At 71.9% G+C, this 23,761-nt stretch carries 22 protein-coding genes and 1 pseudogene; 9 read left to right on the top strand and 14 right to left on the bottom strand.

The window, feature by feature from the left end:
* Window positions 1–66: 66 nt before the first annotated feature.
* Window positions 67–231, bottom strand: a complete 165-nt coding sequence (locus VFW71_14725; protein HEU5004013.1) for a hypothetical protein — start codon at window positions 229–231, stop codon at window positions 67–69.
* A 297-nt stretch (window positions 232–528) separates the two neighbouring features.
* On the opposite strand from VFW71_14725, the gene VFW71_14720 reads away from it, so the two are divergent.
* Complete coding sequence (locus VFW71_14720) at window positions 529–1,545, top strand: glycosyltransferase family 4 protein (GenBank protein ID HEU5004012.1); 1,017 nt, start codon at window positions 529–531, stop codon at window positions 1,543–1,545.
* A gap of 10 nt (window positions 1,546–1,555) precedes the next feature.
* On the opposite strand, the gene VFW71_14715 is transcribed toward VFW71_14720, so the two are convergent.
* The 3 genes from VFW71_14715 to VFW71_14705 all read right to left on the bottom strand — a co-directional run bounded on the left by VFW71_14715 (window position 1,556) and on the right by VFW71_14705 (window position 6,028).
* The gene (locus VFW71_14715) at window positions 1,556–2,812 is read right to left on the bottom strand and encodes a divalent metal cation transporter (protein HEU5004011.1); all 1,257 of its coding nucleotides are present in this window, start codon (window positions 2,810–2,812) and stop codon (window positions 1,556–1,558) included.
* 265 nt (window positions 2,813–3,077) lie between these two features.
* Window positions 3,078–3,827 (bottom strand): HAD-IA family hydrolase, encoded by a 750-nt coding sequence (locus VFW71_14710; protein ID HEU5004010.1) that lies wholly within the window; start codon window positions 3,825–3,827, stop codon window positions 3,078–3,080.
* Window positions 3,824–6,028: a glycosyl hydrolase family 65 protein gene (locus tag VFW71_14705; GenBank protein ID HEU5004009.1), complete on the bottom strand. Its 2,205-nt coding sequence runs from the start codon at window positions 6,026–6,028 to the stop codon at window positions 3,824–3,826. The genes VFW71_14710 and VFW71_14705 overlap by 4 nt, the downstream gene beginning before the upstream one ends.
* A gap of 276 nt (window positions 6,029–6,304) precedes the next feature.
* On the opposite strand from VFW71_14705, the gene VFW71_14700 reads away from it, so the two are divergent.
* From VFW71_14700 to VFW71_14690, 3 genes and pseudogenes are all read left to right on the top strand, one after another.
* On the top strand, window positions 6,305–7,414 hold the full coding sequence (locus VFW71_14700) for a YbhN family protein (GenBank protein ID HEU5004008.1): 1,110 nt from the start codon (window positions 6,305–6,307) through the stop codon (window positions 7,412–7,414).
* 24 nt (window positions 7,415–7,438) lie between these two features.
* Complete coding sequence (locus tag VFW71_14695) at window positions 7,439–7,657, top strand: hypothetical protein (GenBank protein ID HEU5004007.1); 219 nt, start codon at window positions 7,439–7,441, stop codon at window positions 7,655–7,657.
* Between the two features lie 120 nt (window positions 7,658–7,777).
* A pseudogene (locus tag VFW71_14690) lies at window positions 7,778–8,230 on the top strand (phosphatase PAP2 family protein).
* A 28-nt stretch (window positions 8,231–8,258) separates the two neighbouring features.
* Here VFW71_14690 and VFW71_14685 read toward each other — a convergent pair.
* The 3 genes from VFW71_14685 to VFW71_14675 all read right to left on the bottom strand — a co-directional run bounded on the left by VFW71_14685 (window position 8,259) and on the right by VFW71_14675 (window position 8,929).
* A complete protein-coding gene (locus VFW71_14685; GenBank protein ID HEU5004006.1) occupies window positions 8,259–8,411 on the bottom strand; it encodes a hypothetical protein in 153 nt (50 codons plus the stop codon).
* An 84-nt stretch (window positions 8,412–8,495) separates the two neighbouring features.
* Complete coding sequence (locus VFW71_14680) at window positions 8,496–8,693, bottom strand: hypothetical protein (protein ID HEU5004005.1); 198 nt, start codon at window positions 8,691–8,693, stop codon at window positions 8,496–8,498.
* Between the two features lie 62 nt (window positions 8,694–8,755).
* A complete protein-coding gene (locus VFW71_14675) occupies window positions 8,756–8,929 on the bottom strand; it encodes a CsbD family protein (protein HEU5004004.1) in 174 nt (57 codons plus the stop codon).
* Between the two features lie 236 nt (window positions 8,930–9,165).
* Here VFW71_14675 and fdh point away from each other — a divergent pair, with 236 nt between their 5' ends.
* The 3 genes from fdh to nrfD are packed head-to-tail and all read left to right on the top strand — an operon-like array spanning window position 9,166 to window position 14,144.
* Window positions 9,166–12,387 (top strand): formate dehydrogenase, encoded by a 3,222-nt coding sequence (gene fdh, locus VFW71_14670; protein HEU5004003.1) that lies wholly within the window; start codon window positions 9,166–9,168, stop codon window positions 12,385–12,387.
* Entirely contained in the window at window positions 12,384–13,175 is a 792-nt protein-coding gene (locus VFW71_14665; GenBank protein HEU5004002.1) for a 4Fe-4S dicluster domain-containing protein, read from the top strand. Before fdh ends, VFW71_14665 begins: the two co-directional genes overlap by 4 nt.
* A gap of 3 nt (window positions 13,176–13,178) precedes the next feature.
* Window positions 13,179–14,144 (top strand): NrfD/PsrC family molybdoenzyme membrane anchor subunit, encoded by a 966-nt coding sequence (nrfD, locus tag VFW71_14660; protein HEU5004001.1) that lies wholly within the window; start codon window positions 13,179–13,181, stop codon window positions 14,142–14,144.
* Here nrfD and VFW71_14655 read toward each other — a convergent pair.
* The 5 genes from VFW71_14655 to VFW71_14635 form a co-directional block, all read right to left on the bottom strand.
* Entirely contained in the window at window positions 14,101–14,595 is a 495-nt protein-coding gene (locus tag VFW71_14655; GenBank protein ID HEU5004000.1) for a MarR family transcriptional regulator, read from the bottom strand. The two genes, nrfD and VFW71_14655, sit on opposite strands and share 44 nt — an antisense overlap.
* Before the next feature lie 85 nt (window positions 14,596–14,680).
* On the bottom strand, window positions 14,681–15,199 hold the full coding sequence (locus VFW71_14650; GenBank protein HEU5003999.1) for an Hsp20/alpha crystallin family protein: 519 nt from the start codon (window positions 15,197–15,199) through the stop codon (window positions 14,681–14,683).
* A gap of 73 nt (window positions 15,200–15,272) precedes the next feature.
* Complete coding sequence (glp, locus tag VFW71_14645; protein HEU5003998.1) at window positions 15,273–16,493, bottom strand: gephyrin-like molybdotransferase Glp; 1,221 nt, start codon at window positions 16,491–16,493, stop codon at window positions 15,273–15,275.
* Window positions 16,490–17,137, bottom strand: a complete 648-nt coding sequence (locus VFW71_14640; GenBank protein HEU5003997.1) for a cytidylate kinase-like family protein — start codon at window positions 17,135–17,137, stop codon at window positions 16,490–16,492. Before VFW71_14640 ends, glp begins: the two co-directional genes overlap by 4 nt.
* 5 nt (window positions 17,138–17,142) lie before the next feature.
* Window positions 17,143–17,685, bottom strand: a complete 543-nt coding sequence (locus VFW71_14635) for a hypothetical protein (protein HEU5003996.1) — start codon at window positions 17,683–17,685, stop codon at window positions 17,143–17,145.
* A 103-nt stretch (window positions 17,686–17,788) separates the two neighbouring features.
* On the opposite strand from VFW71_14635, the gene tal reads away from it, so the two are divergent.
* The gene (gene tal, locus VFW71_14630) at window positions 17,789–18,898 is read left to right on the top strand and encodes a transaldolase (GenBank protein ID HEU5003995.1); all 1,110 of its coding nucleotides are present in this window, start codon (window positions 17,789–17,791) and stop codon (window positions 18,896–18,898) included.
* Window positions 18,899–19,014: 116 nt separating this feature from the next.
* Here tal and VFW71_14625 read toward each other — a convergent pair whose 3' ends face one another.
* Window positions 19,015–19,698, bottom strand: coding sequence for a DUF222 domain-containing protein (locus VFW71_14625; GenBank protein ID HEU5003994.1), 684 nt, complete (start codon window positions 19,696–19,698; stop codon window positions 19,015–19,017).
* Window positions 19,671–20,201 (bottom strand): DUF222 domain-containing protein, encoded by a 531-nt coding sequence (locus VFW71_14620; GenBank protein HEU5003993.1) that lies wholly within the window; start codon window positions 20,199–20,201, stop codon window positions 19,671–19,673. The genes VFW71_14625 and VFW71_14620 overlap by 28 nt, the downstream gene beginning before the upstream one ends.
* Window positions 20,202–20,581: 380 nt before the next feature.
* Here VFW71_14620 and VFW71_14615 point away from each other — a divergent pair, with 380 nt between their 5' ends.
* Complete coding sequence (locus VFW71_14615; GenBank protein HEU5003992.1) at window positions 20,582–23,704, top strand: BTAD domain-containing putative transcriptional regulator; 3,123 nt, start codon at window positions 20,582–20,584, stop codon at window positions 23,702–23,704.
* The last annotated feature ends 57 nt before the right edge of the window (window positions 23,705–23,761 follow it).

Below are 23,761 nucleotides of genomic sequence, written 5' to 3'. Positions count from 1 at the left end.
CGGGCCCCGAGGGGCCCGGTTTTTTCGTTCTTGTCGGGGAACGGATCCGGCGTCACATCGACCGGACTAGTTCTCCTGGTTGCTCGGGTTGGACTGGAAGCTCTTGTCGGTAGCCTCCTGGCCCTCCTCCGTGCCTTCCTTGTTCGCGTCGGGCGCCCAGCCGTGGGTGTCCTTACCCTCCCACGGAGCGGCGCCCGGCTCGATCTTGCCCTTCGTTTCGTGGCCGGACATCAGCCATCCCTCCTTTCGCATAGCCGACGATATGTCTCTCGGAGAGTTTGCCCGCCATAACCGGACATATTCCTTGGAATAACCTGGGACAAACCCAGCCCATTCCATGCGGAACGGGTGCTGGAAAGCGGCGCAGGGCCGTGCCCGATGTATGGCTGGCCCTTGGTGGGTATCACCATACGGAAGGGGAATGCCGCTGCGCCGCGCGGTACTGCCGCTCCCGGCCGAATCCCTGAGTACCGAACCGACCAACCACATCGCCGCCTGTCTGCCAGGACGTGCTCGTAAGGAGAGCCGATGAGAATTGCCGAAATAGCGCCGATTGCGCTTACCGTTCCGCCCAAAGACTACGGGGGCATCGAATGGGTGGTGGCGCACCTGGCCGGCGGGCTGAGCGCCCGCGGGCACGACGTCACCCTGTTCGCCGCCCCCGGGTCCGCCTCCCCGGCCCGCGTGGTGTCCACCCTGGACCGCCCGGTAGGGACCGGCAACGTGGAGGCGGCCGATGAGCTGGTGCACGCCCTGGCGGCGTACCGGCACGCGGCGGACTTTGACGTGATCCACGACCACACCGTCTTGGGCGTGGCGCTGGGGGCCCTCCAGCCCTCGCCTGTCCCGGTGTTCCACACCCTGCACGGGCCCTGGACGCCGCAGGTCCGGCGCTACTACGGGGCTCTGAACGGCGACGTCGAGCTCGTGGCCATTAGTGAGGCGCAGCGCGCCGAGAACCCCGGTGCCCACTACGCCGGCGTTGTCTACAACGGGGTCCGGGTGGCGAGCTTCCCCTTCCGTGAGGACGACGACGGCTACCTGCTCTTCGTGGGCCGGGTCAACCGGGAGAAGGGGCCGGATGTGGCGGTGGAGATCGCCCGGCGGGCGGGGCTGCCGCTCAAGATGGTGGTCAAGCGGACCGAGCCGGGTGAGCAGCAGTACTGGGAGCAACAGGTGGCGCCCCGGCTGACCGGCTCCGAGGAGGTGCTCGACGGCGTGGGCGAGGCCGAGAAGCTGCGCCTCTATGCCGGTGCCCTGGCCACGCTCTTCCCCATCCAGTGGCCGGAGCCCTTCGGGTTGGTGATGGTCGAGTCGATGGCGTGCGGGACGCCCGTGGTCGCCCGGCCCTGCGGGGCGGCCCGGGAAGTGGTGGCCGACGGCCAGACCGGGTTCCTGCGCAGCGAGATGGACGACCTGGTGGCGGCGGTGGGCCAGGTGCGGAGCCTCGACCCCGGGGCCTGCCGGGCCCGGGTGGAGGAGCGGTTTTCGTCCGAGGCCATGGTGACGGGCTACGAAGCCCTCTTCGAAGCCGCCGGAGCGTAAAGAATGTGACCTACAGCCCCCCGCCGGTGGCGATGAGGGCGACTGCCGCCGCCGCCATGAGGCCCGTGGCGGTCCATCCCAGGATGGTTGCGGTCCGGTGGTTGCGGTGGGAACCCATGAGCCGGGCGTCGCCTGAGATCAGCATGATGACCACGAGGAACGGCGCCGCCGCCAGCCCGTTCACCATCGCCACGATTACCAGGAGGTGGATGGTGTCGATGTGGAGCAACGTGAGGACGGTCCCCCCGATGGTCCCGGCGGCGACCAGGGCGTAGAACACCGGGGCCTCACGGGGCGAGCGGGAGAAGCCCCACGACTTGTGCAGGAGGCCGGCCATGCCGGCGGATCCCGAACCGGCGAGCACGGGGACCGCAAGAAATCCGGAGGCGATGAAGCCCAGGGCGAACAGGACCGAGGACAGCTTCCCGGCGACCGGGCGGAGTGCCTCCGCGGCACTGGCGGCCGATGTCACGTGGGTCTTGCCGTGGGCGCCCAGGGTGGCGGCTGTCGCCACGATGATGGCGAACATCACGATGTTGGAGAAGGCCATGCCGGTGAACACGTCGGCCCGGCTGGTGCGCTCCTTGGTCGCCTGCTCGCCCCGGGGCCGATTTTTGAGCGAGACCGGCCGGCGGCCGCCCTCGGGCTCGGCCCGCAGTTCCTCGACCCGGTGGGCCGACTGCCAGAAGAACAGGTACGGGCTGATGGTGGTGCCGAGCACCGCCACCAGGACTTCGAGGTAGTCCTTCGAGAGCACGACGTGGGGCACCAGCGTGTGGACGGCCACCGACGGCCAGTTGATCTTCAGCGCAAAGAGCACGCCGATGTACGCCAGCAGGGCGGCGCCCAGGATCTTGAACACCCGGGCGATGAGGTGGAACGAGCCCACCATCACCAGCCCGGTGATCAGGACCCCGGCGCCCAACGCCCACCATGCCGGCGATCCGGCGTGCAGGAGCTGCATGCCGGAGCCGATGGCGGCCAGGTCGGCGGCGATGTTCAACGCGTTGGCGGCGATCAGCGCCCCCAGGAGGATGCCGATCAGCACCCGGGCCCAGGAGTGGAACCGCTTGGCCACCAGGGTGCCCATGTCCTTGCCCGTGGCCAGAGCGGTGCGGTCGCAAATTTCCTGGACCGCGGCCATCAGCGGCAGGGTGATCAGGGCGGCCCAGAGCATGCCGAAGCGGAATTGCGCCCCGGTCTGGGCGTAGGTGGCGATGCCGGAGGGGTCATCGTCGGAAGCACCGGTGACGAGGCCGGGGCCCATTGCCCGCAGGTACTGCCGCCAGACCGGCGACGCGCCCTCAGATTTGGTATCGACCTCAGAGCGTGCCGGGTCGCGCTGTCCTGTCCGTGCCAAATCCGTTCCTCCGTATCTGTAGGAACGGAGAATTCCCATTCAGTACCGGTCCGCAAACCTCGGTCGGTTCTTCACCTAATACTTAAGCAGACCTGTCCGAGATTGCCCCCTCCATGCGGCGGCGTACTATGCGGCAACCACGTGCCTAAACGCTGGTAGGGGCCAGCCGGGCTCAGGTCCCGGCGTCCACGTTCAGTTGTTCGATGTCGGGCACGACCACGTCGGCCCCCGCCTCCCGGAGGGCAACGGCCTGTCCCGCCCGGTCGAGCCCCACCACAAAGCCGAACTCCCCCCGGCGCCCGGCGGCGACGCCGGCCAGGGCATCTTCGAATACCGCGGCCCGGCCGGGCGGCAGGTCCAGCCGGCGGCAGGCTTCCAGGAAGAGGGCGGGGTCGGGCTTGCTGGCGAGGCCGAGTGTGTCGGCATCCACGCCGTCCACCTTGGCGTCGAACAGATCAAGGACCCGGGCCGCGGTCAGCACCTCGGTGGCGTTGCGGCTGGCGGACACGACGGCGGTCTTCCGGCCGCTCGCCCGCAGTCGGTGCAGGAGGGCAACGGTGGACTCGTAGCGGTCCACGCCGGCGCTCCTCACCTGATCGATGAAGTAGGCATCCTTGCGGTTGGCCAGCCCACACACCGTCGGGGTGCCCGGCGCATCCTGCGGCGAACCCCAGGGCAGGGACACCCCCCGGGCCTGCAGGAAGCTTTCGGCCCCCTCGTACCGGGTCTTGCCGTCCACGTAGAGCAGGTAGTCCTGCTTGGTGAACGGTTCGGCGTCTTCCAGGAAGGCATCGAACATCCGCTTCCAGGCGGCGAAGTGGGTCCGGGCGGTGTCGGTGACGACGCCGTCCATGTCGAAGATGCAGGCGTCCAGGCGGCCGAGGGGGAGCGCTGGCTCGGTCCGCTCCGGTGGCGGCGTCATCGCCGGAGCTCCGACCAGCCGGCGCCCGGGGTGCGCTCAGCCCGGTACGAGCCCGCCGCCAACCGGGCGAGGGGCGTGCTGCCCGTGGCCACCGCCGCGTCGCCGTCGAGGTCCACCGTGAGGGCGCGGGCCGAGGCTTCGACCGCAACCCGGGTGCCCCGGAACCGGAGGGCGAAACGTAACCGGTCCCACTGCTCAGGGAGCACCGGATCCAGGCGCAGACCCCCGCTCTCCGGCGCCACCCCGCCGAAGCCGAACACCATCGCCTGCCACAGGCCGCCCATTGCCGCCAGGTGCAGCCCCTCCGAGGCGTTGCCCATCCGGTCGTCCAAGTCGACCCGCGCCGCCAGGTCGAGATTGGCCATGGCCGAGGCGAGGTCGCCGGTGCGGGCGGCCAGGGCGGCGTGGATGGCAGGCGAGAGCGAGCTGCCGTGCGCCGTCCGGGGCTCGTAGTACCGGTAGTTGGTGCGGGCGCTCTCCACGGGCACCACGCCGGGCAAGAGGTGAGCCAGCATGACCACGTCCGCCTGCTTGATGATCTGGCTCCGGCGCAACCGCTTGGTGCCCAGGACCCGCTCACCGGCGAAGGGCCGCCGGCCGAAGTCCTCCGCCCGGAGGTCTTCCAGGGCGAAGTACCCGGCGAACTCCTCGTAGAGGCCGGCCTCCGGGCCGGAGGTGTGCAGCCCGCTGGCCAGGCCCGAGGCGACCGCCTCCCAGCCCGCCAGCTCGGAGCTCTCGAACCGCAGCCGGCCGGCCAGCGATTCCCAGCCTCCCGGCCGAGCCTTCGCCATCCAGGCGACCGCCTCGGCGGCCCAGCGCAGGTTCTGGCGCGCCATCACATTGGTGAACGCGTTGTCGGTCACCTCCTCGTGGTACTCGTCCGGGCCGATGACGCCGGTGATGTGGTACCGGCGGTCCTCGCCCACGGTTGCCCGCGAGGCCCAGAAGCGGGCGGTCTCCACCAGCAGCTCGGTGCCCATGTCCGCCATGAAGCCGTCGTCGCCGGTGACCTGCCAGTACTGCCAGACGGCCCAGGCGACGTCCGCCGAGATGTGGATCTCCTGCTGGCCGGTCAGCACGTCCACGGCGGTCCCGTCCGGGAGGCGGATCACCGCCGGTGTGCAGTCCTCGCCGGTATCCGCTCCTTCCCAGGGAAAGAGCGCGCCCCGGTACTCACCTGCCCGTTCCCGGGCCGCGTCGAGGGTCCGGTAGCGGTAGGCAAGCAGTGCCCGGGCGGTCGCCGGGTGGGTGTAGGTGAAGAAGGGCACGACGAAGACGTCGGTGTCCCAGAACACGTGCCCCCGGTACCCGGTGCCGGTGAGCCCCCGGGCCCCGATCGACGCGGTCTCGCACTCCGGGTCCCCCGAGCACATGAGGTGGAAGAGCGCAAAACTCAGCGCGCGCTGGAACTCCGGGGCTCCCGCGACCTCCACCGCGGCATCCCGCCAGCGGTCGGCGACGGCGGCCCGGTGGTGCTGGGCAGCGCGGGCCAGTCCGGCCCCCCGGGCGTGCTCGAGTGCCGAGCGCGCGGCATCCGCCTCCTCCGGGGGGGCGTACGAGCGGTGGAACGCCGCCACCCGGTGCAGCGAGTCCCGCTCGGCATGGGTGGCCACGGCCATGTGGACCTGGCGCTCGGCATGGCCGTGGAGGTGCACGTCGACCTGCTCGGTCCGGCGCACCTCGGCGGACCGCAGGACCGAGTCGGCCTGCACGAACACCGGGGCGGACAGGGCAGCCGGCCTGTCCCCGTGCACCTGCGCCGCCACGGCCAGCAGGCTGCGCTCCGCCATGGAGGCAAAGCGCACGGTCGTGAGGGCCCGGTCGCCGGGCAGGGTCTGGGTCGTGAAGAGCACGCCCTGCGCCAGGTCCAGGATCCGCCGGCATCCCCGGGCCGGGCCCCCCGCGGGCGGGAAGGGGGGCTCGAGCGCGACCCTGATGCTCGCCACGTCCGGGCATGGCACGAGTTCCAGGGACGAGATATCGCCGTCGGCGTTGCCGTAGAACCCCGCCACGAAGCAGGCAGGGTGCGGGATCCCCGCCGAGCCGGGCAGGAGCCCCCGCACCGCGAAGCGCCCGTTACTCACGGTCAGCCAGGACTCGACGGCCGGTTCCTGCGCGGCCTCGACGTCATCGACGATCACGAGCCACGCCGGGTCCTTGGTGGGCGCGAGCCCGAGGGGGAACTCTTCGGTTTCCAGCACGGCGTTTCATCCTTTCGCAGCCTCGTGTTGTGATGGACCCTTCCGTTGTGATGGACCTTCCGATGTGATGCGCCATCGAGGGATCGAGGCCCGGATTCCGACCGGAATGGGTGCGCGCAGGGGAGGTCGGTGGTACTAGGGCGCGATCGACCGGGCGCCCTCGCGCATGGAGCCGGGTTGGGCCGGCCGGAACAGGCCGGCCACGTCGTGGACCATGGTTCGCGGTTACCCGGTGGCCCTGCGCACCAAACGACGTGCGCGGGGTACGAAAGCGGTATGCCCCTCGCTCCGTCCGCTTCCTCTCCGTCGGCGAAGGCCCCGTACTGGCGCCGGGTGATCTCCCGGCACCCCGTGCGCCGGCTGGTCCTCGTGCTGGTGATGGCAGCCGTGGTGGAGTACCTGGTCCTCCCGCAAATTGTGGGTCTCCACAAGTCCGTCCACCTGCTGGGCCGGGTGAACCTGGGCTACGTGCTGCTCGGGGTGGCCCTGCAGGCGGCGAGCCTGGCGAGCTACGCCCGCCTCACGCAGATCCTGCTGCCGAAGGGCGTCGGCCGGTTCTCCCGGGTGTGGCGCATCGACCTGGCCACCCTGGCCATCAGCCACATCCTGCCCGGCGGGGCAGCGGGTGGGGAGGCCCTGGGCTTCCGCCTGCTGACCGGCGAGGGAGCGACCGGCCCCGAGGCGGGCTTCGTCCTCGCCACGCAGGGTCTGGGCTCGGCCGTGGTGCTCAACCTCATCCTGTGGCTGGCGTTGGTGGTGTCGATCCCGGTGAGCGGGTTCAACCCGCTGTATGGCCTCGCCGCCGCCGTCGGCGGGGCCGCCATCGGCCTGTTCGCCGCCGCGGTCGTCCTGCTCACCCGGGGCCAGGACCGGGCCGCCCGGTGGGTGGGGGCACTGGCACGGAGGCTGCCCTACGTCCGGCGCTTCGACATGGAGCGCATCGTCCACGACCTTGCCCGGCGCATCCAGACGCTGACGAATGACCGCGCACTCCTCAGGCGGGCCCTGGGATGGGCGTGCCTGAACTGGGTCTTGGACGCCGCGTCGCTCTACATCTTCCTGGCGGCGTTCGGGCACTTCGAAAATCCGGATGGGCTTCTGGTCGCCTATGGCATCGCCAATGTCCTGGCGGCCATCCCGGTGACCCCGGGCGGGCTCGGTGTGGTCGAGGGGATCCTGGTCCCGACCCTGGTCGGCTTCGGGTCCCCCCGGGGCATAGCCGTGCTGGGGGTCCTGGCCTACCGGCTGGTGCAGTTCTGGCTGCCGATCCCGGTGGGCGCCGCATGCTACGTCGCCCTCGGGCGCCGTAAACCGGTTATCCGGGACGCCCAAGGATTTGCTACGCCCCCAGATGGGAATCATACGGATGGATCCAAGCCAAGCTAGAAGCCATCTTGAAAGGAGAACGACATGGGCCTGGGAACCAGCATCTTCCTCATCGCAGTCGGGGCGATCCTTGACTTCGCCATCTCGGTCAACAATACGCGAGGCTTTAACCTCCACACTATCGGCGTCATCCTGATGGTCGTGGGCATCATTGGCGCCCTCCTCTCGCTGGTCTTCTGGAGCAGCTGGGGCGGCTTCGGTGGTGGCAGCCGGCACAGGACCGTCATCGAGGAAGACGTCTAAGCCATCGAGTTCACCTGTGCCTGCCCGGCGGGGCCTCTCCGGCCCGCCGGGCAGCTGCGCGTCGTCGAACCGCTCGGTACCCTTCGGTTGCGCCGGCACTGATTGGGGCGTGAGCGGCGCATGGGACTGACCAGCACGGAGCGCCAAGCGCTGCCCTGGCCAGTGAGGATCGGCCGGATCTTCCAGGAATCACGCACCTGGTTCGCCCTCGGGACATTGGTGCTCTGCGAGGGCGACGACCGGGCAATCGATGGCGTCGTGTGCGGTGTATCCGGCGCAGTTCTCGCGGTTGTCGTGGCGAACCTTCTCTTGAAGCCCGCGTTCCGCCGCCCCCGGCCCCCGGCGGCACGCCGGCGACTCCATCCGCCCTTAACGTCGTCGTTCCCCTCTGGGCACGCCGCGACGCAGCTCGCATTCGCGCTCGGCGTGATGAGGGCCACCCCCCGCCTGGCGGCGCCGCTCGCCGCCCTGGTCCTCGCGTCGCACGGGGCATTGGTGGCCAGCCGTTCGCACTACCTGACCGACGTGGCGGCGGGTTGGGTAGTCGGGCTCAGCTGCCATTTGGCGGTCCGGCGGGTGTTCGCTGCGGCCGACGCCCCGTTTACGCGTTTGCCGATGGCCCCCCTGCATCCCGGGTGGGACCGGTCACCGCATTGGGACCGTGGTACGGATCGAGGCGCTTCAGGATCTCTTCCTGCTCCTCCTTCATCTCCTCGGCAATAGCTTCCATCTCTTCGATGCCCTCATCACTCATCGCGGCGCATCCTTTCTGTTCTCTCCAGTGACAAAAAAACAAAGGGCCCGGAGACCGGGCCCTTTGTGTCGCGCAGTTCTCTCCTTATCCCTTCGGAGTGCCTCCCGTGACGGGCTCCTGGGGGTCGACCCCGGTGTCATCCCGGGCCGTCGATGTCCCGTGGGGGCGGCCGGCGGGGGTGTCATCGCTGCCGGTCGGGTAGCGCCCGGGCTCGCGGCCCTCACGCTCCACGGTTTCCTCACCTTTGGGAACCCCAGGGACATGCGCTGGGCTCTCGCTCATGATGAGCTCCTTTCGCGTGGATCCTCTCCGGGATCCATCTGTTGGTCGTGACCGCAGGCCGGTCAGCCCTTGGCTGCATCCTTCACATGCTCCCAGGCCTGCTTTGCGCCCCCCTTGGCCTGATCGATGTGCCCCTCCGCTTCCATGGATCGGTCGTCGGTGGTCTTTCCGATCGCTTCTTTGGCCTTGCCCTTCGCCTTGTCAATACCGGCTTCGGCTTTGTCTTCGAGGCCCATGGCCCCCTCCTTTCACGGTCCCCAATTCCACGGTCCTCACCGGAGGTGAAGACGGCTTCGGCATCTGTCGGGTGTGGCTGGGGGTGGCGTCAGCCCGGCGCCCTGAGATATCCATCAGCCAATATCTTCCAATTCCTCCGGCAAACATCTGTTACCAAGTGGTTACCCGAAACCACCGGACCAAAACCGGCCCGTGCGGCGGTGTTAGGTCGCGTCAAAGTGGGTACCGACCCGGCATGGATTCCCGCTTCCCGGGGGCGCGCTTGGCGCGCTGGCCTGCACTCCGCCAACTGGTCGGGAAGGACCGTTGGGGCTTGGGGGAGGCGGCGATCTCCGATCGAACCCGTGGCCTGCGTCCCCGGACCGAGGCGGCCGAGGTGGTCCAATCGGTGTGCCCGTACTGCGCGGTGGGCTGCGGGCAACGGATCTTCGTGAAGGACGGAAAGGTCGTCCAGATCGAGGGTGATCCCGACAGCCCGATATCCCGGGGCCGGCTGTGCCCGAAGGGCGCCGCCAGCAAGGAGCTGGTGACCCGGCCCGGCCGGCTCCGGACCGTGCGGTACCGCCGGCCCTACGGCACCCGCTGGGAGGAGATCCCCCTCAGCCAGGCGATGGACATGATCGCCGACCGCCTGCTGGCCACCCGGCGGGAGGGTTGGGAGGACGTCGACGGCCAGGGCCGCACGCTGCGCCGGACCATGGGCGTGGCCAGCCTCGGGGGCGCCACCCTCGACATCGAGGAGAACTACCTCATGAAAAAGCTCTATACCGCGCTGGGAGCGGTGCAGATCGAGAATCAAGCCCGGATTTGACACTCCAGCACTGTCCCCAGTTTGGGGACCTCGTTCGGCCGGGGCGGCGCCACGACCTTTCAGCAGGATCTGGCGAATGCCGACTGCATCGTCATCCAGGGCTCCAACATGGCCGAGTGCCACCCCGTGGGCTTCCAGTGGGTGATGGAGGCGAAATCCCGTGGAGCGACGGTGATCCACGTCGACCCCCGGTTCACCCGCACGAGCGCGGTGGCCGACCTGCACGTCCCACTCCGCGCCGGGTCCGATATCGCCTTCCTGGGGGGCATCGTGCACTACATCCTGGCGAACGGCCGGGAGTTCTCCGACTACGTCAAGGCCTATACCAACGCCTCGGCAATTGTGAGCCCGGAATTCGCCGACACCGAGGACCTCGACGGCCTGTTCTCGGGCTTCGACCCCGAATCCGGCACCTACGACCAGGCGAGCTGGACCTACGAGGGGACCCGGGTCCAGTCCTCCGCCGGCCAACGGGAGCAGGCGGGGTCGGCGGCGGGCGGCGAGTTCGGGGGCCACGGGGAGGCGGGTACCGGGCACGCCGCCCACACCGACCCGACGCTGCAGCACCCCCGCTGCGTGTTCCAGATCCTGAAGAGACATTTCGCACGCTATACGCCCGCGGTGGTCGAGGAGCTGTGCGGGGTGCCGCAGCCGGTGTTCCTACGGGTGGCCGAGGCCCTGTGCGCCAACTCCGGGCCCGAGCGGACGTCCGCCTTCGTCTACTCCGTGGGCTGGACCCAGCACAGCGTCGGCGTGCAGTACATCCGCACGGCGGCCATCATCCAGCTCCTGCTGGGCAACATCGGCCGCCCGGGCGGGGGGATCATGGCCCTGCGGGGCCACGCCAGCATCCAGGGGTCCACGGACATCCCGACGCTGTACAACCTGCTGCCCGGCTACATCCCGATGCCGCACGCCCACACGCATTCCAGCTTGGGGGAGTTCATCGCCCGGGACGGCGCCGAGAACGGCTACTGGGGCCACATGGACGCCTACGTGACCAGCCTGCTCAAGGCCTGGTGGGGGCCGGCCGCCACGGCGGCGAACGACTACTGCTTCGACTACCTGCCCCGCATCAACGGTGACCATTCCAGCTACCAGAGCATCCTCGGGATGCTGGACGGGACCGTCAAAGGGTTCTTCGTCATCGGGGAGAACCCGGCGGTCGGCTCGGCCAACGGCAGCCTGCACCGGCGGGCGCTGGCCAACCTCGACTGGCTGGTGGTGCGGGACTTCGCCGAGATCGAGACCGCCTCGTTCTGGTACGACAGCCCGGAGATCGAGTCGGAGGAGCTGCGCACCGGGGAGATCGGCACCGAGGTGTTCTTGATGCCGGCGGCGGCGCACACCGAGAAGGAGGGCACGTTCACCAACACCCAGCGCCTGCTGCAGTGGCGCCACAAGGCGGTCGAGCCGCCCGGCGATGCCCGCTCCGACCTGTGGTTCTACTACCACCTCGGGCGCATCGTGCGGCAGAAGCTGGCCGCCTCGGGCGACGCGCGGGACCGGCCCGTGCTGGAGCTCACCTGGGACTATCCGGTGAGCGGGCCGCACGAGGATCCCGGCGCCGGGGCGGTCCTGCGTGAGATCAACGGGTGGGACGGTGCTGGGCATGCGCTGGACACCTACACGCAGCTGAAGGCCGACGGCTCCACGGTGTGCGGCTGCTGGATCTACTGCGGCTGCTACGCCGGCGAGGAGAACCAGACCGCCCGGCGGACACCCGGCGACCGCCAGAGCTGGGTGGCGCCCGAATGGGGCTGGGCCTGGCCCGCCAACCGCCGCCTGCTCTACAACCGGGCGTCGGCCACCCCGGGTGGTGAGCCGTGGTCGGAGCGCAAGGCCTACGTCTGGTGGGACGCGGCCAAGGGCGAGTGGACCGGCCACGACGCCGCCGACTGCACCAAGACCATGGCTCCGGACTACCAGCCGCCGCCCGGAGCCCGGGCGGAGCACGCCCTGCGGGGCACTGACCCGTTCGTCATGCAGTCCGATGGCCTCGGGTGGCTCTTCGTGCCCCACGGGCTGAAGGACGGCCCGCTGCCGGTGCACTACGAGCCCGAGGAGTCGCCCTTCCGCAACACCCTGTACCGCCAGCAGTCCAACCCCGCCCGGCAGCGCTTCGACCGGGAGGGCAACCGGTACGCCTCGGAGCCCGGGGCCGGGGTCTTCCCCTACGTGTTCACCACCTACCGGCTGACCGAGCACCACACCGCGGGCGCGATGTCGCGCACCCTGCACGTGCTGTCCGAGCTGCAGCCCGAGATGTTCTGCGAGGTCCACCCCGAGCTAGCCGCTGAACGCGGCCTCACCCACGGTGGGTGGGCCACGATCGTCACGCCCCGGGCGGCCATCGAGGCCCGGGTCCTGGTGACCGACCGGATGGCCCCGCTGCAGGTGCAGGGCCAGCGGATCCACCAGGTGGGCCTGCCCTACCACTGGGGGAGCCAGGGCCTGGTGACCGGCGATGGGGCCAACGACCTGGCGTCGATCGTGCTGGACCCCAACGTGCACATCCAGGAGGTCAAGGCAGCCACCTGCGACATCCGGCCCGGGCGCCGGCCCCGGGGGCCGGCGGTCAGCCGCCTCGTGGCCAGCTACCGGGAGCGGGCCGGCCTGCCCGCCGATCTACGAGGCGCCCGGTGACGCGGCTCTCGGATCCGGCCGCCCGGGCCGGGTGGGAACCCGGGCCGGAGCGGGTGGGCTTCTTCACCGACACCAGCGTCTGCATCGGCTGCAAAGCGTGCGAGGTGGCGTGCAAGGAGTGGAACGGGGTTCCCGAGGACGGCCTCGCCTTCCTGGGCACCTCCTACGACAACACCGGCGGCCTGGGCGCCAGCACGTGGCGCCATGTGGCCTTCATCGAGCAGTCCGAACAGGGCCTGCGTTGGCTGATGAGCTCGGATGTCTGCAAGCACTGCACGTCCGCCGCCTGCCTGGAGGTGTGCCCCACCGGCGCCCTGATCCGTACGGAGTTCGGGACGGTGGTGGTGCAGGAGGACGTGTGCAACGGGTGCGGCTACTGCGTGCCGGCGTGCCCCTTCGGGGTCATCGACCAACGCCCGGAGGACGGGCGGGTCTTCAAGTGCACCTTGTGCTACGACCGGCTCCACGGTGGCCTGCAGCCCGCGTGCGCCCAGGCCTGCCCCACCGAATCGATCCAGTTCGGCCCCCTGCTGGAACTGCGCCGGCGGGCCGAGGGTCGGCTGCAGACGCTGCACGAGGCGGGGGAGGAGGGGGCACAGCTCTACGGCGCGGATCCGGCCGACGGGGTCGGTGGCTTCGGAGCCTTCTTCCTGCTGCTCGACCGTCCCGAGGTCTACGGCCTGCCCCCCGATCCTCGGCCCGCCGAGCTGCCCCGGATGTGGCGCCGGGCCGCCCTGGCCGCGGGCGCCCTGGCGGCGGGCGCCCTGGCGGCGTTCGTTCGCTCGTAGCCCATGCCGCCCCGCGAGCAGCCGATGGTGCCCCGGGCCACCCCGGAGAGCTACTACGGGCGCCCGATCCTGAAGGAGCCGGTGTGGAAGTGGCCCATCCCGGCCTACCTGTTCACCGGCGGCCTGGCCGGCGGATCGGCGCTCCTGGCGGCCGGCAGCCGGCTCACCCGGAACCGGCGGCTGGCCCGGCAGAGCCGCCTGGTGGCGCTGGGCGCGCTCGGACTGAGCACCGGGTTCCTCATCCGGGACCTCGGCCGCCCCAGCCGCTTCGCCAACATGCTGCGGGTCTTCAAGCCCACCTCGCCGATGAACGTGGGGTCCTGGATCCTGTCCGCCTTCGGCGCTGCGCTCGGGGTGGGCGTCGCGGCCGACTCCCTCGCCCTGCCGGCGGCCGGTGCTCTGGCCGATGGCGCGGCGGCATGCCTCGGCCCGGCGGTGGCCACCTACACGGCGGTGCTTCTCGCCGATACCGCGGTGCCGGCGTGGCAGGCGGCGGGCGACGACCTGCCGCTGCTCTTCGCCGCCGGGGCGGCGGCGAGTGCGGGCGCGTTGGGGGTGTTCCTGGCCCCGGCGCAGGACGCGGGGGCCGCCCGCCGCCTCCTGCTCGGGGGTGCGGTCGCCGAGATCCTGTCCGCCCAGCGGCTCCGCCGGCGGCTGGAGCCCGACGTGGCCCGGGCCTACCACGAGGGGCGGGCCGGGGCTCTGGGCCGGGCCTCCACGGCCTGCACCGTCGCCGGGGCCGCCGCGGTGGTGACCGGTTCGTTTGAGAAGCTGGGGGCGGTGGCCGTTGCCACCGGGGCGGCGCTGGAGCGCTTCGCCGTGGTGGAGGCGGGCCGGGCGTCGGCCCGGGACCCCGAGGCGACTGTCGGCCCGCAGCGCCGACGCATGGCGAGTGCGGCGGCGGGCGGTGACGGAGGCCGACCCGCTATGAGCCCCCGCGACGGCTCCCGGGGGGCGGCTCCTCGCTGAGGCCGGAGACCACCCGGGCCAGCAGCACGGCCAGCGCGGCCCGGTCTCTGGTATCCAGCACCGCCAGCGCCCGGTCGGCGTCCCCGAGGTAGGTCCCGAGCGAGCGTTGCAGCACTGCCTGGCCCGCCTCGGTGAGGCAGATCAGCACCCCCCGGCGGTCGTCGGGATCGGGGCTCCGGGTGACCCAGCCGGCCAGTTCCATGCGGTCCGCCTGCCCGGTCATGCCCCCCGATGTGAGCTGGGCGCTGCGCGCCAGCTGCCCCTGCGAGAGGCGGTACGGGGGGCCGGCTCGCCCGAGGGCGTTCAGCACCTCGACATCCCGCGGGGTCAGCCCCTCCAGGGCGAGGGCGCGGCTCCGGACCCGGTCCAGGTGGCGGGCAATGTGCTCCAGGTGCCCGGCCAGTCCCAGGGAGGCCCCGAGCAGCCGCGCCTCGCTCTCCAGTCCCGCCATCAGTGGCCTCGGTCCCCTCGGTCCCCTCGCGAGGGAACCCGCAGAGAGGTCTCTGCGGGTCCTCCCTTCCGGACTGCGCTCGACCCTACGCTTCGTGCCCGTCTGCCGCCGGCATGGCCGTGGCGGCAACCTGCACCGGGATCCGCCGGGGCGCCGATTCCTGGGCCGCGCCCGGGATGGTGACCTCGAGCACGCCGTTGTCGTACGACGCCTGGATGCCCTCCGGGTTCACGCCCTCGGGGATGGCCAGGGTGCGCTCGAAGGATCCGTAGCGGCGCTCGACTCGCATGTAGCGGTCGTCCTTGGTCTGTTCCTCCTGCCGGCGCTCGCCGCGCACGGTCAGCACGCCGTCGTGCACCGAGATCTCGACGTCCCGGGAGGGGTCGATGCCGGGCAGTTCGGCCCGCACCACGATGTCCTTGTCCCGAGCGAGCACGTCCACCGCCGGCATCCAGGCCCCCGACTGCTGGCCGCCCGACGCCAGGGCCGGGGTCCCACCGAACATCCCTGCGCCTGCCAGGACGTTGCGCATCAACTGGTCGGTCTCCCGCTGCAGCTCGTTGAAGCTGGACCAGGGGGAGAACCGCCGCACTGCAATTGCCATACCAGTCACCTCCTCAGCCAGTCATACCTTGCTACACAGATGATAGCTGACAAGAAGCTTACTGTCAAGATTCTTACTGGCAGCCGGGCTCGGTCAGCAGGGCCACGTCGATCTCGTCGCCCGCCGGCCGGGAGCCGGCTCCGGGTGCAACGTAGGCCCAACCCTGGGCCGCCGCCAGCGCAGCCACCATGCCGGCACCCTGGTGCGCCACCGGCCGGGCGAGCAGCCCGCCCTGCCCGTCCCGCCAGACCTGGACGGCGACCAGCCGGAGCCGGTCGGGCGACCCTTCGAGGGGCTCGGTGAGGACCGCCCGGACGGCGGGCCGGGGGAGCGCCGGGCGGCCCTGGAGGCGCAGGATGACGGGCCGGGCGAGCACCTCGAAGGCAATGAGCGCCGCCCCCGGGTTCCCGGGCAGCCCCACCAGGGGCCGGTCGAAGAGCTTGCCGAAGGCGAAGGGCTTGGCGGGGCGGAGCGCCACCTGGAACGGATCGATGTGGCCCACGGTGTTCAGCCGGCGGACCAGGTCGCGCTCGCCCGCCGACACCCCCCCGATGGTGAGCAGCAGGTCGCATTCGAGGGCGGCCTGGCCGAGGGCGGCCATGATGTCCGGGGCGCTGTCCGGGACGGGGGGGTGGGGGCAGGCGTAGGCGCCGATCTCGCCGAGCAGCATGGCCAGGGCGGGGGACACGGCGTCGTGGATGTCTCCGGGGCCAAGCGCGTCGCCGGCAGCGCGCACCTCGCTGCCCGTGGGGACGATCGCCACCCGGGCGGGCGGGTGCACGACCACGTGACGGATGCCCAGCGCGGCGCACGCCGCCACCTGGCCCGGTCCCAGCACGGCTCCCGCGGGCACGACGACGTCCTGCTCGGTCACGTCCTCGCCCGCCCGGCGCACGTGCGCGCCCGGCGGGGCACCGGCGGGCACCACGACCCAGCCCTCCTCGACAGCGACCGCTTCCACCGGGATGACGGTGTCGGCCCCCAGGGGCAGGGCCGCGCCGGTGGCGATCTGGACCGCTTGGCCCTCGCCGACCGACCCACCCCACGGCTCGCCCGCCCAGGCGTGCCCGGCAATGCGCAGGCGGACCGGGCCGGAGCCGTGCAGGTCGCTGGCCCGCACTGCGAAGCCGTCCATGGCCGAGTTGGTGAAGCGGGGGAGCCGGGACGGGGCCCGGACGGGCTCGGCGGCCACCCGTCCGGCGGCCGCGCGCAGGGGGAGCGCCACCGGCAGCAGTGGCGAGACCGTGGCCAGCATCCGGTCCACCAGCTCCTGCGCCGGCACGAGCACGGTCACGTTGCCTGGCGGTTCATGTGCGTCCGGGCGGCCTCCACGATGATCCCGGTGCACGCCGCGAGGTCGGTCTCGCCGGTGTCCAGGGTCAGGTCGTAGAGCTCCGGGTCGTGCACGTCGCGGCTGTAGAAGCGCCGGACATACTGCTCCCGGGTGCGGTCGGTCGCCACCAGGCGCCGGCGCGCCTCCTGCTCGTCAATGCCCTCGATGCGCATCCCCAGGGCGAGCCTAGTGGCTTCGGGGCCATCCAGGCGGACATGCAGGCATCCGGGCTGCCTGCCGAGGAACGCTGCCGCCCCCCGGCCGCGGATGACCCCGCCCCCCCGGCGGACGAGGTCCAGGATCCCCGCCTCGTTGGCGGCCCGGAAGCGCTCCTCGTCACTGAGGGGCGCCGTGGGCGGGGGAGCGATCGCGCCCACGGCCGCCGGCATCCGGGCGGCGGCCGTGAAGAGCCGGCGCAGGACTCCGTCGGCGTGCTCCTCGAGGCTCAGGCCTTCCCGCGCTGCCTCACCGCCCGCCCGGGCGACCGCCTCGGGTGCCCACGCCCGGTCCCAGTACGGCAGTCCCAGCTCTTCGGCCACCCGGGGGCCCACGATGCTCCCGCCGGCCCCGTAGCTGGATGAGATGGTGACGACCAGGGCCGCCATCGGTCTCAGCCGGTGGGCCGAGAGCGTGCCCGGCGGTGCACGAGGCGGTACGCCAGCGCACCAGACAGGCCGTAGACCAGGTGGACCCCGATGTCCTTGGCCACCGAGGAGGGCTCCTCCTCGGTGACCCCCCGGTAGAGGCCGAGTGCGCTCAGGACGCCGTAGTTCGCACCCCAGACCAGAGGACCGTAGAGCACGGCCCAGGCCCAGCGCCCCCGGTCCAGGGAGCCGGCCACCAGCCCGAACAGCGCCCCCCACAATGCCCCGGTGGCCACGTGCACGGCCGCCGTTGTGGGTTGGGCCTTGCTGGCGTCGAGCGGCTTCTGGCGCAGGCCCTCGATGAGGCGCCGCCCGAACTGCCCGGGGGCAGGAGCGGAGTCCCAGCCCCGGACCGCCCGGGCCAACTCGAAGTCCTTGAAGCTGCCGGTGCTGCCCGAGCGGCGGGCCTCGGCGTAGCGCACCGCGTCCATGGCGATCGTCCCCATGAGCCCGGCGGCGGCCCCGTCGACCACCGTGCGAAGGGGCGAGGGAGCGGTTCCATTGCGCATGAAGGGCTCCTTTCTCCGAACCGTCCACCAGGACCCTTACCCAGGCAATCGGGGTACATACACTGCTGACAGGGGCAGCCTGTCTCGAGAATGGAGAGTCACCATGCTTCGGACCAAGCTGCAACGGCTGTACGAGGAGCAGGGGCAGAGCCCCTGGTTGGACAACCTCACCCGCCCTTACCTGCTGGAGGGGACCCTGGCCCGGATGGTCTCCGACGGCATCCGGGGCGTGACGTCCAATCCCACGATCTTCGCCAAGGCCATCGAAGGGTCGGACGCCTACGACGAGCAGTTCGGCCGCCTGATCGCCGAGGGCCGCCCCGTGGAGGATGCCTACTGGGAGATGGTGCTGGAGGACATCAACCACGCCCTCCGCATCCTGCGCCCCACCTACGACGAGAGCCGGGGCGACGACGGCTTCATCTCGGTGGAGGTGGCTCCCGAGCTGGCCCGGGACACCGAAGGCACCATTGCGGCCGCCCGAGGCCTCCACGAGCGGATCGCGCAGCCCAACGTGCTGGTCAAGATCCCTGCCACGGCGGAGGGCGTGCCGGCAATCAAGACCATGGTGGCGGAGGGCCGGAGCATCAACATCACGCTGATCTTCTCGCTCAGCCGCTACGCCGACGTCATCGAGGCGTACCTCAGCGGCCTGGAGACTTTCCTGGCCACGGGCGGGGACCCGAGGCAGGTGCACAGCGTGGCGTCGTTTTTCGTCAGCCGCGTGGACACCGAGGTGGACAAGCGGCTGGGAGCCCTGGGCGACTCTGGGAAGGGCCTGCTGGGCAAAGCGGCCTTGGCCCAGGCCCAGGTTGCCTACCAACTCTTCCGCGAGCAGTTCTCCGGGGAGCGCTGGGAGCGCCTGGCCGCGGCCGGGGCGCATCTCCAGCGGCCGCTGTGGGCCTCCACCTCCACCAAGAATCCTGCCTACCCGGAGACCCTGTACGTCGATGAGCTCATCGGCCCGGATACTGTCAATACGTTGCCGGAGAAGACCATCACCGCCTTCGAGGACCGGGGCGTGCTGGCCCGCACCATCGACGCCGACGCCGATGGGGCGCGCCGTGCCCTGCAGGCCCTGGCCGACCTCGGCATCGACATGGAGGACGTGGCCCACACCCTTGAGGATCAGGGAGTGGACAACTTTCACAAGGCCTTCCAAGAGCTGCTGGGCGCCCTGCGGGACAAGAGCCAGGCCCTCGCCCGGCGCTGACACCGGCCCGTCCCGCAGAACGGCAGCCTTCGCCTCGCCGGAACCCCGCCCGGGCCGCCCGGCCCGCGTGTCCACCCCCGCCCCCTCGGGGCGGGCGAGACGCGTCCGGGCCATCGTCACTCCCGGCTCCGTAAGGCGGCCATGAGATCCATGCCCGCCACCGCCGGCAGCCCCGGCGGTGTGTGGGGCACGAAGAGGGTCCCGTCCGGCCGCAGGAACTGCAGCTGGTCCCGGGCCCCCGGCCCGGGCTCGGGATTGCCCGTCACCGACCAGCCCCCGTCGTGCACCAGGGTGTGATGCCGTTGGCACAGGAGGGCCAGATTCCGCACCTTGGTCGGCCCGCCATCGGCGGAGTGGATGAGGTGGTGGCCGTGCAGATGGCGGCGGGCGCCGCAGCCCGGGAACCGGCAGGTCTTGTCCCGGTACTTGAGCTGACGGGTGATATGGGGCGGGATCGCCTGGCGGGCCGCCCCGATGTGCACGATGGCTCCTCCCATCTCCAGCACCGCCTCGATCCGCCCGTCGCACGCCAGCCGGCGCACCACCGAGGCCGGGATGGCACCCCCGCTCTCCAGCTCCCCTATGCCCCGGCCCGACACCAGGGCCTCCACCGAGACGTGCACCACGACGCAGGCCCGGTCCGGGTCGGCGTCCTCCCGCAGGGCGGTGGAGGCCAGCGCCACCAGGCCCTCGGCGGCCCGGACCTCGGGCGGGTCGAACGCACCGGTAGCCGGGTCGGGCTCGTCGGTCTCCGCCCGCTGCACCGCGGCGATCACCGCTGCGCCCTCGGCGGGGGGCAGGCTGCCCCGGAAGGTGGTCCAGCCGTCGGCCGAATGCGACCACGAAAACCTGGCCGGGGCCGTTCGCCGGATTCCTGGGCCGCCACCTGCTCCTGGCGGCGCACCGCGGTGCGCAGGAAGTCGGCGGGCAGGGCCTCGGCCTCCGCAGTCACCCCCGCATCGGTCACCGCCCCCGAGGCATCCCCGCCCACCAGCTTGGCGGCCGCGGCCGCAGATTCCAGGTTCAGCGCCCCCGAGGACAGCGACGACGCCAGCGCCGGCAACCCGGGCAGCGCCGCAGCGAGGCCCACCCATTCCGAGGCGGTGGCGTAGGTGACGTGCAGGCCGGCGACCAGCCAGGCGGCCATCGACTTGGCCCCGTCGGCCCGCCAACCCTCCCGGGCGTCGAACGCAGCGATCAAGGAGATCAGCTCCGCCTGGGCGGCCACCACCACGGCATGCTGCGAGGAAATCGCCCCGGCCAGCTCCGCAGCCGGCATCGCCTCCAGCATCGCAGTCTCCATCCCGCTCTCCTTGCATCCATCTACACGAACACCAGTTCGATAACCAGGACACTAGCACACGGGTACGACAGGGAACGGCCAAAAACGCGCCCCAGCAAAAAAAGTCGCCAGAATTTTGATGTGGGCACCGCGCGAGGCGGGACACCGCATGAAGACAGCCCGTCAGCAGGGTTCTATTGAGAGGTTCTATTGAGAGGAACCCCCGGCACCAAGGTGCGGCGGCAATCGGTTGCCCGGGAGGCCGCACAGCTTGGTCCCGTGATCAGGAGCCCCCAGGCCCTTCGACGCCCCTGAACCCGTCCACCCAGGGTGGCCCTTCCCGGCGACTCGAAAGCGGGAGACCCGCACCGCTGAGCCCGCCCTCGCTTCATCATGGCCCCATGCAGGATCTGCGGATCCGGTTGCTCGGCGACCTCCGGGTCGAGGGCCTGGACGCGGCAGCGCTCGGTAGCCGCAAGGCCCGCACCCTCGTGGCGGCGCTGGCCCTGGGCCGCTCCAGGCCGGTCGGCGTCGATGTGCTCGTCGACATCCTGTGGCCCGAGGGCGCGCCGGCCGATCCCGCCCACCAGGTGGCCGTGCTGGTCAGCCGGCTGCGCCGGGTGCTGGGGGCGGGGCGCCTGGCGCGTTCCGGAGCCGGCTACACGCTCGCCTGCGACTGGGTCGATGTCGTGGCTCTGGGCGACCTCGCTGACGAGGCGGAGCGCCGATTCCAGGCCGGGGCCTTCGCCGCCGCCCGCACGGCAGCAGGCGCCGCGCTGGCGATGGTGCGCGGCCCCTTCCTGGCCGGCGAGGCCGACGCCGAGTGGGCGGCAGCGGAACGGGCGGCAGCCAGCCGGGCGATCGGGCGCGCACAGAGAGTGGGCGCCAGTGCCGCCCTTGCCGCCGGGGAGCCGCTGGTCGCCGCCGAGCTGGCCGAGCAGGCCCTCGCCCGCGACGGCTACGACGAGGCGGCGTTGCGCACCCTGATGGCGGCGCTCGGCGCCAGCGGCAGGCCGGCCTCGGCGCTGGCGGCGTACGCCCGGTTCGCCGAGCGTCTCGCCGAGGACCTGGGTACCGACCCCGGTGCGGAGACCTCCGACCTGCACGCAGCCCTCCTGCGGGGGACGCCCTTCGACGCCCCGCAATTCGCCGGAGCGCCGGCCGGCCCGACGGCCAGCGCCCTCCCCGGCCGGGCCCCCGAGCTGGCCGTCCTGGACGCTGCCCTAGCACGCGCCGCCGGGGGGCAGGCCAGGGTGGTGGTCGTCGATGGTGAGGCGGGCATGGGCAAGACCCGGCTGCTCCGCACCTGGGCGGCACTCGCCCAGGCAGGGGGCGCCCACCTAGCGTTCGTGACCTGCGACGAGTTGGGCCGGACCCTGCCCCTGCAACCGGTCCTCGAGGCCATCGACCTCCTGACCGCGGGAGGTCGTGACGCTCCCGAGGCGGCTGGCCTCGGCCTGCTGCTCCCGCTGCTGGGCCGGTCGGGGACGGGCGAGGCCGCGACGCTCGCCGCACTGACCGATCCCGGCGCTGGCCAGGCCCTCCTACTGGGCGCGCTCCGGACTGCCGTGCGGGAAGTGGCCGCAACGGCTCCCGCGGTCATCGTGCTGGACGACGCCCATGCCGCCGACGCCGCCACCCTGGCCTGGGTCGCCCAGGTGGAGCGGGCGCTCGCCGATGCCGCCGTCCTGGTGGTCCTCGGTGTGCGCTCGGGCGAGGGATTCCGGCTCGACGCCGGCACCGTTCTCCGGCTCGGTCCGCTGGACCGCGCCGCAGTGGCTGCCATCGTGGGGGCCGAGCGCGCCGACGCCGTCTTCGGGCGCAGCGCCGGCAACCCGCTCTTCGCTGTCGAGCTGGCGGCTGCCCCGGACACGGGGGAGGTCCCGGCCTCGATCACCGAGGCGGTGTCCCGCCGGTGCGACCGGTTGGGTCCGGCGGCCAGGACCCTGCGGGCGGCGGCCGTGCTCGGGCCCGAGGTCGACCTGGATGTCCTGGTGTCGGTCACCGGCGGCAGCCCCGTGGAGTTGCTCGACCACCTGGAGGAGGGCGTGCGCCGGGGCCTCCTCGAGGACCGGGGCGGGGTGTTCGCCTTCCGCCACGCCCTGATCCGGGATGCCCTCCACGCCGCGGTGTCGCCCGCCGCCCGGTCACTCATCCACCGGGAGGCATCCCGGGCGCTTGTGTCCCGCCGGCTGGTCCCGCCCCTCGTCCTCGCCCACCACGCCCGCCTCGGTGGCGAAGCGGTGGAGGCCTCGATGGCGCTGGTCGCCGCGGCCACCGCGGCTCTGGACCGCTTCGACGCCGAGGCGGCCATCGCCATGCTGGACACCGCCATCTCCCTGTCCGACGGTGCCGCCCCCAGGGTGCTGCGGGCCCGGGCCCGAGCGGTTCTCGGCCGCTACACCGATGCGGAGGAGGACCTCGCCGCGGCCCGGACCCTCGGAGCCCGGGAGGAGGCGGACGAGGTGGAGGCCTGGGTCGCTCACTTCCAGCGCCAGTTCGACCGGGCGCTGGCCCGGGCAGACGACGGCGCCCACCACGGCACCGACCCGGCCCTGCGGTCCGTCTGCCTCGGGCTCGGGGGCTGGGTCTCGCTGGCCCGGGGCGATCTTGCCGGTGCGGAGCTGCGCTTGGCCGAGGCGGTGACCGAGGCACCGGACCCCGGCCTCCCGGCGGTGTGGTTGGGCTGGCTGCGGTTGAACCAGGGCCGGCCCGAGGACACGGTTGCCCTGACCCGCAGCGCCCTGGCCGTGTCCACGGCGTCGCTGGGCTTCCCCAACGCCTACGCCGGCATGTCGGCCGCCATGGCGCTGGCGATGCTGGGTCGTCCCGACGAGGCCCTGCGCACGCTCGACGCGCTCGACGCCGACATCGAGCGGATGGGGGCTTGGCGCTGGGCGCCCCGCGCCCGCAATGTCCGCGCCTGGGTACTGCGCAGCCTGGGCGAGGGGGAGCGGGCCGACGAGCTCAACGCCGAGGCGATCGAGACCTCGCAGGGCGTGGCCATGCTCGAGTCCCACACCCACGGCGTCCTCGACCTGGCGGACGGCCGCCTGCAGGCGGGCGACCTCGCGGCTGCTCACGAGCTCCTGGACCGGGGGGTCCAGCTGGCCGCCGGTGAGTTCTCGTTCTCCTGGCGGTTACGGCTGCGGGCCCGGCTGCTGCGTGCCCGCCTGGCCATGGCCGCCGGCGATCCGCATGCCGCGGCCGAAGAAGCGGGCGGTCTCGCCGGGGATGCCTCGGCCCAAGGAGCCGTCCGCTACGAGGTGCAGGCCGCGCTGGTGGCGGCGGCGGCCGCCCGGCGGGCCGGGCGGGAGGTCGATCCCCAAGTGGCGGCGGCGGCCTTGCAGCGCCTCCCGCGTCTGGCGGGCCTGGAAGCCTGGCGGCTCACCGCCGAGGTCGCCGACGCCTTCGGCTCGCCCGGCTGGCGGGGACTGGCCGCCCGCCAGGCCGAGGCCCTGCTGGCCCGGGCCGGGCCCCACGCCGACCGGCTCCGCAGTGCCGTAGCGGCCCGGCTGGGATAGAAACGTCAGGTTCTTGGTGGCGCACGGGGCGGGGTCGGCAGGGACGGATTGCCTGGG

This window comes from Actinomycetota bacterium (assembly GCA_035765775.1).
Classification (GTDB): domain Bacteria; phylum Actinomycetota; class CADDZG01; order JAHWKV01; family JAOPZY01; genus DASTWV01.
Note: the sequence above shows the minus strand (reverse complement) of the source record. Positions and strands in the feature narration are given on the sequence as shown.

Bases quoted from the DNA above. Each gene is read 5' to 3' on its own strand.
- VFW71_14650 (HEU5003999.1), bottom strand. From the start codon at position 15,199: ATGGCAATTGCAGTGCGGCGGTTCTCCCCCTGGTCCAGCTTCAACGAG.
- VFW71_14615 (HEU5003992.1), top strand. From the start codon at position 20,582: ATGCAGGATCTGCGGATCCGGTTGCTCGGCGACCTCCGGGTCGAGGGC.
- VFW71_14675 (HEU5004004.1), bottom strand. From the start codon at position 8,929: ATGGGCCTCGAAGACAAAGCCGAAGCCGGTATTGACAAGGCGAAGGGC.
- VFW71_14640 (HEU5003997.1), bottom strand. From the start codon at position 17,137: ATGGCGGCCCTGGTCGTCACCATCTCATCCAGCTACGGGGCCGGCGGG.
- VFW71_14700 (HEU5004008.1), top strand. From the start codon at position 6,305: ATGCCCCTCGCTCCGTCCGCTTCCTCTCCGTCGGCGAAGGCCCCGTAC.
- nrfD (HEU5004001.1), top strand. From the start codon at position 13,179: ATGCCGCCCCGCGAGCAGCCGATGGTGCCCCGGGCCACCCCGGAGAGC.
- VFW71_14685 (HEU5004006.1), bottom strand. From the start codon at position 8,411: ATGAGTGATGAGGGCATCGAAGAGATGGAAGCTATTGCCGAGGAGATG.
- VFW71_14710 (HEU5004010.1), bottom strand. From the start codon at position 3,827: ATGACGCCGCCACCGGAGCGGACCGAGCCAGCGCTCCCCCTCGGCCGC.
- VFW71_14720 (HEU5004012.1), top strand. From the start codon at position 529: ATGAGAATTGCCGAAATAGCGCCGATTGCGCTTACCGTTCCGCCCAAA.
- VFW71_14680 (HEU5004005.1), bottom strand. From the start codon at position 8,693: ATGAGCGAGAGCCCAGCGCATGTCCCTGGGGTTCCCAAAGGTGAGGAA.
- VFW71_14695 (HEU5004007.1), top strand. From the start codon at position 7,439: ATGGGCCTGGGAACCAGCATCTTCCTCATCGCAGTCGGGGCGATCCTT.
- tal (HEU5003995.1), top strand. From the start codon at position 17,789: ATGCTTCGGACCAAGCTGCAACGGCTGTACGAGGAGCAGGGGCAGAGC.
- VFW71_14725 (HEU5004013.1), bottom strand. From the start codon at position 231: ATGTCCGGCCACGAAACGAAGGGCAAGATCGAGCCGGGCGCCGCTCCG.
- VFW71_14715 (HEU5004011.1), bottom strand. From the start codon at position 2,812: ATGGGCCCCGGCCTCGTCACCGGTGCTTCCGACGATGACCCCTCCGGC.
- VFW71_14635 (HEU5003996.1), bottom strand. From the start codon at position 17,685: ATGCGCAATGGAACCGCTCCCTCGCCCCTTCGCACGGTGGTCGACGGG.
- VFW71_14620 (HEU5003993.1), bottom strand. From the start codon at position 20,201: ATGGAGACTGCGATGCTGGAGGCGATGCCGGCTGCGGAGCTGGCCGGG.
- VFW71_14655 (HEU5004000.1), bottom strand. From the start codon at position 14,595: ATGGCGGGACTGGAGAGCGAGGCGCGGCTGCTCGGGGCCTCCCTGGGA.